General features: G+C 63.4%; 7 protein-coding genes. 4 read left to right on the forward strand and 3 right to left on the reverse strand.

Going from position 1 to position 8979, the window contains the following annotated elements; all coding sequences use genetic code 11:
- Positions 1–175 precede the first annotated feature (175 nt).
- Positions 176–712 carry a glycine zipper 2TM domain-containing protein gene (locus tag SAS01S_RS01510; RefSeq protein WP_066803689.1) on the reverse strand — a complete coding sequence of 179 codons (537 nt, stop codon included), beginning with the start codon at positions 710–712 and terminating at the stop codon, positions 176–178.
- Between the two features lie 134 nt (positions 713–846).
- Between SAS01S_RS01510 and SAS01S_RS01515 the strand changes: the two genes are divergently transcribed.
- Together SAS01S_RS01515 and SAS01S_RS01520 are read left to right on the forward strand one after the other, a co-directional pair.
- Positions 847–2997, forward strand: coding sequence for a prolyl oligopeptidase family serine peptidase (locus SAS01S_RS01515; protein WP_066803701.1), 2151 nt, complete (start codon positions 847–849; stop codon positions 2995–2997).
- Positions 2998–3062: 65 nt separating this feature from the next.
- Positions 3063–4877 (forward strand): flavin-containing monooxygenase, encoded by a 1815-nt coding sequence (locus SAS01S_RS01520; RefSeq protein ID WP_218016228.1) that lies wholly within the window; start codon positions 3063–3065, stop codon positions 4875–4877.
- Between the two features lie 96 nt (positions 4878–4973).
- Here SAS01S_RS01520 and SAS01S_RS01525 read toward each other — a convergent pair whose 3' ends face one another.
- The gene (locus tag SAS01S_RS01525; protein ID WP_245656708.1) at positions 4974–5321 is read right to left on the reverse strand and encodes a hypothetical protein; all 348 of its coding nucleotides are present in this window, start codon (positions 5319–5321) and stop codon (positions 4974–4976) included.
- A gap of 166 nt (positions 5322–5487) precedes the next feature.
- On the opposite strand from SAS01S_RS01525, the gene guaA reads away from it, so the two are divergent.
- Positions 5488–7044: a glutamine-hydrolyzing GMP synthase gene (gene guaA / locus SAS01S_RS01530; protein ID WP_066803703.1), complete on the forward strand. Its 1557-nt coding sequence runs from the start codon at positions 5488–5490 to the stop codon at positions 7042–7044.
- Between the two features lie 36 nt (positions 7045–7080).
- On the opposite strand, the gene SAS01S_RS01535 is transcribed toward guaA, so the two are convergent.
- Positions 7081–7950, reverse strand: a complete 870-nt coding sequence (locus tag SAS01S_RS01535) for a LysR family transcriptional regulator (RefSeq protein WP_066803705.1) — start codon at positions 7948–7950, stop codon at positions 7081–7083.
- Positions 7951–8045: 95 nt separating this feature from the next.
- On the opposite strand from SAS01S_RS01535, the gene bla reads away from it, so the two are divergent.
- Positions 8046–8912: a subclass B3 metallo-beta-lactamase gene (bla, locus tag SAS01S_RS01540; RefSeq protein WP_066803707.1), complete on the forward strand. Its 867-nt coding sequence runs from the start codon at positions 8046–8048 to the stop codon at positions 8910–8912.
- The last annotated feature ends 67 nt before the right edge of the window (positions 8913–8979 follow it).

The raw sequence follows: 8979 nt of genomic DNA on the forward strand, positions 1-8979 counted from the left end.
GGTTGGGGGTACGAATGGCATTCTTTTCCACCGGCTCCGAACTGCATCGGGTCGGCGGCTGTAGTTCGGCTATGTCGGGGCTGGGGGAACCATCCCGCTCAGGCCTACATCGAAAGCGAGCGGTTTCTCCCGAATTATTGGGCCGCGCTCCGTATGGAAGCGCGGCCCGCATGCATCAGCGGCACTTATACTCGCTGTTCGACTGGTCGACCTTCTTGCCGAGGAGCGCGCCGAGAGCGCCGCCGATCAGCGTGCCCGCGACGCGGTTGCGGCCGCCATCGATCACGTTGCCGACGATGCCACCGGCGGCGCCACCGATGATCAGCCCGGTCGTGCCGTCGGAGCGCTTGCAATAATAGCGCCCGTCGGATCCACGATAGACCTGGTCGTTCGAGCTCAGCGTGCGCTCCTGGTAGCGCGGGTCGTCGCGATAATAACGCGAGGCGTCATAATCGGTCGAATATTGGCCGTCATTGGGACCATTGTAGCGCGGGTCGTTATAGCCGCCGTTATTATAGCCGCCATTATTATAGCGGCGGTCGCGCCGCTGCGCCGCTTCGTAATCGGCACGCGCGCGGTCGTAGATCGCGGTTTCGTTGTCATAGCGGCGCTGGGCGGCTTCCCAGCGGCGTTGCTCGGGCACGCTTTGCGCCATTGCGGGGAGCGCAATCGACGACAGCATGATGGCTGCGATTGGGAGGGAGCGGATCATTTTTTCTTCTCCTTGTTACAGGGCGGACAACACCTAAAGGCCGTTATGGGTCCGAAACGGCGCCACTTCCAGCCATTGAACGCGGTGTGCCGCCTGATAAACAGGATGCCCCACGCTAGCTTGCGGAGCCCTGAATGCGCCATATCTTGCCGCTGACCCTGATTGCGCTTGCCGCGCCCGCTCTTGCCCAGACGAGTTCTCCGAAAACCGATATGACCGCTCTCCCTTATCCCGCCACTGAGCGTGGCGACACCGTCGACGAGCAATTCGGCGTGAAGGTCGCCGACCCCTATCGCTGGCTCGAAAACGACGTCCGCACCGATCCCAAGGTCGCGGCGTGGGTCGAGGCGGAAAACAAGGTCACCGACGCCTATCTGGCGACGCTGCCCGGCCGCGACGTGTTCAAGGAACGTCTCAAGAAGCTGATCGACTATGAGCGGTTCGGCCAGCCCGAGCGCAAAGGCGGACGCTATTTCTATCTGCACAATACCGGTCTGCAGAATCAGGCGGTGCTGTTCGTCCGCGACGGCGTCGATGGGCAGGGCAGGGTGCTTATCGATCCCAATGGCTGGTCGAAGGACGGTGCCACCGCGCTCGGCGAATGGGCCCCAAGCGAGGACGGCAAGAAGCTGGTCTATGCGATCCAGGACGGCGGCACCGATTGGCGCACGGTCAAGGTGCTCGACGTCGACACCGGCAAGGTACTCGACGACGATATCGAATGGGTCAAATTCTCCGGCCTGTCCTGGGCCAAGGACGGTTCCGGCTTCTATTATTCGCGCTTCGCTGCCCCGCCGGAAGGCAAGAAGTTTCAGTCGACCAATGAGAACCAGACGGTCTATTTCCACAAGCTCGGCACGCCGCAATCGGCGGACGCCCTGGTTTATGCGACTCCCGATCATCCCAAATGGGGCCATGGCGCCGGCGTCACCGACGACGGCAAATGGCTGGTCATCTATACGACCGAGGGCACCGACAACCGCAACGACGTGACGGTCATCGACCTGACCGCGCCCAATCCGATGCCGCGCAAGCTGTTTACCGGCATGGCCAATATGTGGGGGCTGATCGGCAATCGGGGCGGCAATTTCTACTGGCTGACCAACAAGGATGCGCCGCGCAACAAGGTGGTGATGACCAATCTCTACGCGCGCTCGGCAATCCCGCCCGAGGTCGAGGTCATCCCGCAGGATAAGGCCGTGCTCGACACCGCCAGCCTGATCGGCGGCAAGCTGATCGGCGAATATATGGTCGACGTGAAAAGCGAGGTCCGCCGCTTCACGCTCGACGGCAAGCCCGATGGCAAGGTGACGCTGCCGGGTATTGGCGCTGCGGGTGGGTTCGGCGGCGAGGCCGACAATCCCGAGACCTTCTTCACCTTCACCAGCTACACCACGCCGACGACGATCTATCGCTATGACGTCGCGACCGGCAAGACGAGCGTCTGGGCGCAGCCCAAGGTGGCGTTCGATCCAGCCGGTTATGAGGTCAGCCAGGTCTTCTATCCGTCCAAGGACAAGACAACGGTGCCGATGTTCATCGTCCGCAAGAAAGGCGTGACCGGCCCTGCACCGACGCTGCTTTATGCTTATGGCGGGTTCAACATCTCGATGACCCCCGCCTTCTCGGCGACGCGCGTCGCCTGGCTCGAACAGGGTGGAGTGCTTGCGGTCGCCAACATCCGCGGTGGCGGCGAATATGGCAAAGCATGGCACGATGCCGGGCGGCTCGCCAACAAGCAGAACGTGTTCGACGATTTCATCGCCGCGGGCGAGTATCTCAAGGCCAAGGGCTATACCGGCAAGGATCAGCTCGCGATCCAGGGCGGATCGAATGGCGGCCTGCTGATCGGTGCGGTGGTCAACCAGCGGCCCGATCTGTTCGCCGCCGCGCTGCCTCAGGTCGGGGTGATGGACATGCTGCGCTTCGACCGATTCACCGCCGGCCGCTATTGGGTCGACGATTACGGCTATCCGTCGAAGGAAGCGGATTTTAAAACGCTCTACGCCTATTCGCCTTATCACAACATCCGCACGGGCAAGCCCTATCCGGCGATCCTGGCGGCGACGGCCGATACCGACGATCGCGTCGTGCCGGGGCATACCTTCAAATATACCGCGATGCTCCAGTCGCTGGATCTGGGCCCGAAGCCGCACCTTGTTCGGATCGAGACGCGCGCCGGGCATGGATCGGGCAAGCCGACCGACAAGATCATCGACGAGACCGCGATCGACTGGGCGTTCATTGCCAGATGGACTGGCCTCGATGTGAATCCCATCGACTGAATGGGGTTTATGGTCCGGCGCTTTCTATCTTGCGCCGGACCGTTTTTCAAAGATAGGGTATGGTCATGAACGACCAGACCCCGCTCAAGAAGCCGATCGACAAAAAGGCGCTGCTCGCGAAATATATCGCCGAGCGCGACAAGCGCCTGCGCGACGACGGCAACGCCCAATATCTCAACCTCGAGGGCAATCTGGCGCATTATGCCGCCGATCCACACACGCCATTCACCGAGCGCGATCCGGTCACCGACTATGTGACGTTCGCCTTTGTCGGCGGCGGGTTTGCCGGCTTGGTGACGGGTGCGCGGCTCGCCGAGGCCGGGATCAGCGATTTCCGCATCATCGAAAAGGGCGGCGACTTCGGCGGCACCTGGTATTGGAACCGCTATCCCGGAGCGCAATGCGATACGGCATCGATGATCTACATCCCGCTGCTCGAAGAAACCGGGCATATGCCGACCGAAAAATACGCGCATGGCCCCGAAATCCTCGAGCAATGCCAGCGGATCGGCCGCCAATACCATCTCTACGACAAGGCGCTGTTCCACACCCAGATTCGCGAGGTCACTTGGGATGGCGAACAGTCGCTCTGGGTGATCACCACCGACCGCGACGATCGCTTCACCGCCAAATATGTCGGCATCGGCACCGGTCCGCTCCACGTCGCCAAGCTGCCGGGCATTCCCGGCCTCACCAGCTTCAAGGGTAAGTCGTTCCACACCAGCCGGTGGGACTATGACTATACCGGCGGCGACGCCAAGGGCGCGCTGATGACTGGCCTGGCCGACAAGCGCGTCGCGATCATCGGCACCGGCGCGACCTCGGTCCAGGCGGTCCAGCACCTCGCGCGAGCCTGCAAGGAACTGTACGTCGTCCAGCGCACGCCCTCGTCGGTCGACGTCCGCAACAACGTACCGATCGACCCCGACTGGTTCGCGAGCATCGCCACGCCGGGGTGGCAGCGCCGCTGGCTGGAGAATTTCACCGCCAACCAGACGCCGGGCAATATGATCGAGGAGGATTGGGTCCAGGACGGCTGGACCGATCTGTCGCGCCGGATCAAGGCGCGGGTGGCGACCCTGCCGCCCGACAAGCGCAGCCTGACCGACATCATGTCGGTATGGGAGGATTCCGACTTCGAGAAGATGGAGGAGATTCGCGATCGCGTCGACGCGATCGTCGAGGACAAGGAAACCTCAGCGAAGCTGAAAGCCTGGTACCGCCAGCTCTGCAAGCGTCCGTGCTTCCACGATGCCTATCTTCAGGCGTTCAACACCCCCGGCACGCATCTGATCGATACCGACGGGCAGGGAGTCGAACGGATCGACGAGACCGGCTTCGTCGTTGCCGGCAAGCATTATGAGGTGGATTGCATCGTCTACGCCTCGGGTTTCCATGTCGGGACGAACTTGCAGAGCTTGCTCGGCTTCGACGTGATCGGCCGCAACGGCGTGAAATTGACCGACAGCTGGGCGCTGGGGATGCGCTCGAAGCACGGCATCCACGTCCATGATTATCCCAACATGTTCGTGGTCACGCCGACCCAGGGTGCGAACCTGATCTCCAACGTCCCGCACAATCTGACCGAGTCCGCGCGCGCGATCGCGGCAGTCGTTCGCCACGCGGAAGCGATTGGCGCCAAAGAGGTCGAGGTGACGCAGGAAGCGCAGGAGGCCTGGGTCGATCTGTTGCTGACCGGACCGGGGCGAACGTTGCGCAACGCACCCGATTGCACGCCTGGTTACTATAACAATGAGGGCAAGGATCCGGGCCCTGCGGCGGCGCTCGCGGTCGGCTATCCGCTCGGGGCTTTCGCTTACTTCCGGTATCTCGACGACTGGACGCGGTCGGGCAAGTTCGAAGGCCTGGCCTTCAGCTGAGCTGCCGCCCGCCGCTTCGTCGAACGGCGGCAGGCCGTTCCCCCGGGCATGCCGCGGCCCGACCCCCTCTGGGAAGCCGGGCCGCGCCCCTCTAAATCAGCGCGAGGACATCTGGGGAAAGCGTACCAGCGCCGCGCGCGCGACATTGCGCGACCAGATCGCATCGCCGGTCTTGGTTTCCATCATCTCGTTGTCGAGCACGAGCGCATGGCGATAGGCTGCAGCAGCATCCGCCGTGCGGTCTGCGCGCAAATACGCCTGGGCGAGCTCGATATAGGCGCCGCCATCCTTGGGCGCGACGCGGGTAAGCGCTTCGGCCGAACGGACATCGGAGTCGCGCGCCGTGACGAGCGCCGTGGTCTGGCCGTCATTCGAGGCCGCCGCTGCCGGAACCGCCGCCAGCGGCGCCGCGACAAGCAAAGAGAATATTACCGTCTTGATCATGTCTGCATCCTTCCAAAACCATCGCTTGATCGCGATGTTACAGAATCATGACACATTTCCTGCACTTTTGTGAAGTGTAAATCGTATTCGGACTTATACGGAGGCGACGAAGAGGTTTCGCGACGCCCCAACTGGCGTTCGGGGAGATCAGTCGCTATCGGGCGCCATGAACCAGCACAGCGACTCGATCCTCATCGTAGATTTCGGCAGCCAGGTGACGCAGCTCGTCGCGCGCCGCGTGCGAGAGGCGGGGGTCTACTCCGAAATCGCCCCCTTCCAGTCGGCAGCGGACGCCTTCACGCGGATGAAGCCGCGCGGGATCATCCTGTCGGGCAGCCCAGCCAGCGTATTGGATGACGATAGCCCGCGTATTCCCCAGCCGATCCTCGACAGCGGACTGCCGATCATGGGCATCTGTTACGGCCAACAGGTGATGATGCATCAGCTGGGCGGCACCGTGGAGCTGGGCGACAGTGGCGAGTTCGGCCGCGCCTTTATCGAGATCGACGACGGCTGCGAATTGTTCGACGGACTATGGACCGAAGGCGAGACCCACCAGGTGTGGATGAGCCATGGCGACAAGGTCACCGCGCTCGCCCCCGGCTTCCGCCCCGTAGCGGCCAGCGCCGGCGCACCGTTCGCGGTGATCGCGGACGACACCCGCCGCTATTACGCGATGCAATTCCATCCGGAGGTCGTCCACACGCCCGACGGCGCCCGGCTGATCGCCAATTTCGCGCGTCACGTCTGCGGGCTGACCGGCGACTGGACGATGGCCGAATTCCGCGCCGCCAAGATCGCCGAGATCCGCGCCCAGGTCGGAGACAAGCGCGTCATCTGCGGCCTGTCGGGCGGCGTCGACAGCGCGGTCGCCGCGGTGCTGATCCACGAGGCGATCGGTCATCAGCTGACCTGCGTGTTCGTCGATCACGGCCTGATGCGCTCGGGCGAGGCCGATCAGGTCGTCAGCCTGTTCCGCGGCCATTACAACATCCCGCTCGTCCACGTGAACGCCGAGACATTGTTCATGAGCGGCCTCGCGGGCGTCACCGACCCCGAGGCGAAGCGCAAGTTCATCGGCAAGACCTTCATCGATGTATTTGAGGATGAAGCGAAAAAGATCGGCGGCGCCGATTTCCTCGCGCAAGGCACGCTCTATCCCGACGTGATCGAAAGCGTGTCGTTCACCGGCGGCCCGTCGGTGACGATCAAGAGCCATCACAATGTCGGCGGCCTGCCCGATCGCATGAACATGAAGCTGGTCGAACCACTGCGCGAATTGTTCAAGGACGAGGTGCGCGCGCTCGGCCGCGAGCTCGGCCTGCCCGACATCTTCGTCGGCCGTCATCCGTTCCCCGGACCCGGCCTCGCTATCCGCATCCCGGGCGAAGTGAGCAAGGAACGCTGCGATATCCTGCGCAAGGCCGATGCGATCTATCTCGAGGAGATTCGCAACGCCGGGCTCTACGACGCGATCTGGCAGGCATTCGCGGTGCTGCTGCCGGTGCGCTCGGTCGGCGTGATGGGCGACGGCCGCACTTACGACAACGTGCTGGCGCTGCGCGCCGTGACCTCGGTCGATGGCATGACCGCCGATGCCTATCACTTCACCGGCGAATTCCTGTCACGGGTTGCGACGAGAATCATCAACGAAGTCAGAGGTATAAATAGGGTCACCTACGATTATACCTCAAAGCCACCTGGAACGATCGAGTGGGAGTGAGGTGACCATTCCGGCCTCGTCAAACCTACGCCCAGCCTAAGTCGCGACTTCGTCCAATAGCCAATCACGAAAGATCCGCGTGGCAACTCGGCTCTTGCGGGACAATAACCGCGTGAGCCAATAGCGGCCGGCATCGACCTCGACCGCGAAAGGCTGGACGAGACGATCCGCGGCCATCTCCCGCGCGAACATGATCCTCGGTGCAAGGGCGATGCCCAGGCCGCTCATTGCCGCGCCAACCATCAGCGCGGAACTATCGAACAGAGGACCCCGCAGCGTGGGTGGTGTGGCGCCTGCGGCCTCGAACCACCGGGTCCATTCGCTGGCGCGATAGGATCGCAGCAGTCGTTCGCGGGTGAGGTCGCCCGGCGTCCGCAATCGCTGCGCCACGGCGGGCGAGCATAATGGGGTCAGTGGCGCCTCGATCAGCGGCTCGGCATGCGTTCCATGCCAGGCGCCGTCGCCGAACCGGATCGCATAATCGAGCGCTTCGCCGGCAAGATCGACCCGATTGTTGTTGATTGATACGCGGAGTTCGATGTGCGGATGCGCCGCGGCGAAGCCGTCCAGCCTTTCGAGCAGCCAGCCCGTCGCGAACGTGCCGACGACGCCGATGCTAAGCGCGTCCCGGAACCCTCCATCGGCATAACGATCCAGCGTCGCGCCGATCCGATCGAACGTCTCTGCCAGCACCGGCACCAAGGCGTGGCCGTCGTCGGTCAACGCCAGTCCGCGTGGCAGCCGATCGAACAGGCGCGTCCCCAGGCGACGTTCGAGCTGCGCGACCTGATGGCTGACCGCTCCCTGGCTGACGCACAATTCGATCGCGGCGCGGGTAAAATTGAGATGGCGTGCCGCTGCCTCGAACGCTCGCAAGGCATTGAGCGGAAGTCGAGCGCGATCCATGCCCGATCATGAATTCAGCTCATGGCTCTGTCCAGAGAAGATGCTTTGTCGTTCATCCCACCCGGCGGCATCACGGCGGCGAAGGAGAACAGGACATGCTCGCCAAACTCGCCGTCATCGTTGCCATTGCTCTCGTTGGACCCGCCGCCGCGGCCGATCGCGACGATCCGCTGACCCGACCGATCGCCCCGGAACGGGCGGCGGAATGGCTAGCTCCGCGTCCTCCCGTCCGCATTTTCGGCAATAGCTATCTTGTGGGCTTCGGCGGGCTCAGCGTCGCATTGATCGATACCGGCGATGGCCTGATCCTCATCGATGGGGCGTTGCCACAGGCCGAGCCGACGATCCTCGCCAATGTCGCGACGCTCGGCTTTCGTCCTCGCGACATCAAATACATTCTCAGCACCGAACCGCATTTCGATCATGCCGGCGGTATCGCGGCGCTGGCTCGCGATACCGGAGCGACGGTCGTCGCGAGCCCGCGCGGAGCAGAAGGGCTGCGATCGGGGCGCCTCGCCGACGACGATCCACAGCGCGGCTATGACAGTCACTTTCCGGCCGTGCCCTCGGTGCGGGTCATTCGCGATGGCGAAACACTGCGGCTCGGCAACACCGTCGTTACCGGGCGCGCCACGCCGGGCCACACGATGGGCAGCATGAGTTGGACCTGGCGGTCGTGCCAGGCGCGGCAGTGCAAGTCGGTCGTTTTCGCCTCGAGCCTCAATCCGGTTTCGGCGGACGGCTACCGCTTCACCTCACCATCAAGTCGACCCATCGTCGCCGGGTTTTACCGCAGCTATGCCGCGATGGCGGCGATGCGTTGCGATATTCTGATCACAGCGCATGCCGACCAGTACGGCGCCAAGGAAAGATTTCAAACGGCACCCGGAGCTTGCCGCGCCTACGCCCGCGCGGCCGAACGCTCGCTCGCTGCCCGAATACGCAAGGAGGGCGCGATGTGAGCGAGGTACGGCCGGCGCCGATCGTCAAAAGGTCGATGGCGCTTGCTGGATGCCCAGCGCGCAGGCG

This window comes from Sphingomonas asaccharolytica NBRC 15499 (assembly GCF_001598355.1).
Lineage (GTDB): Bacteria > Pseudomonadota > Alphaproteobacteria > Sphingomonadales > Sphingomonadaceae > Sphingomonas > Sphingomonas asaccharolytica.

Excerpts from the sequence above, each read along its gene's own strand:
- SAS01S_RS01520 (WP_218016228.1), top strand. The coding sequence starts at position 3,063 with ATGAACGACCAGACCCCGCTCAAGAAGCCGATCGACAAAAAGGCGCTG.
- SAS01S_RS01535 (WP_066803705.1), bottom strand. The coding sequence starts at position 7,950 with ATGGATCGCGCTCGACTTCCGCTCAATGCCTTGCGAGCGTTCGAGGCA.
- guaA (WP_066803703.1), top strand. The coding sequence starts at position 5,488 with ATGAACCAGCACAGCGACTCGATCCTCATCGTAGATTTCGGCAGCCAG.
- bla (WP_066803707.1), top strand. The coding sequence starts at position 8,046 with ATGCTCGCCAAACTCGCCGTCATCGTTGCCATTGCTCTCGTTGGACCC.
- SAS01S_RS01515 (WP_066803701.1), top strand. The coding sequence starts at position 847 with ATGCGCCATATCTTGCCGCTGACCCTGATTGCGCTTGCCGCGCCCGCT.
- SAS01S_RS01510 (WP_066803689.1), bottom strand. The coding sequence starts at position 712 with ATGATCCGCTCCCTCCCAATCGCAGCCATCATGCTGTCGTCGATTGCG.
- SAS01S_RS01525 (WP_245656708.1), bottom strand. The coding sequence starts at position 5,321 with ATGATCAAGACGGTAATATTCTCTTTGCTTGTCGCGGCGCCGCTGGCG.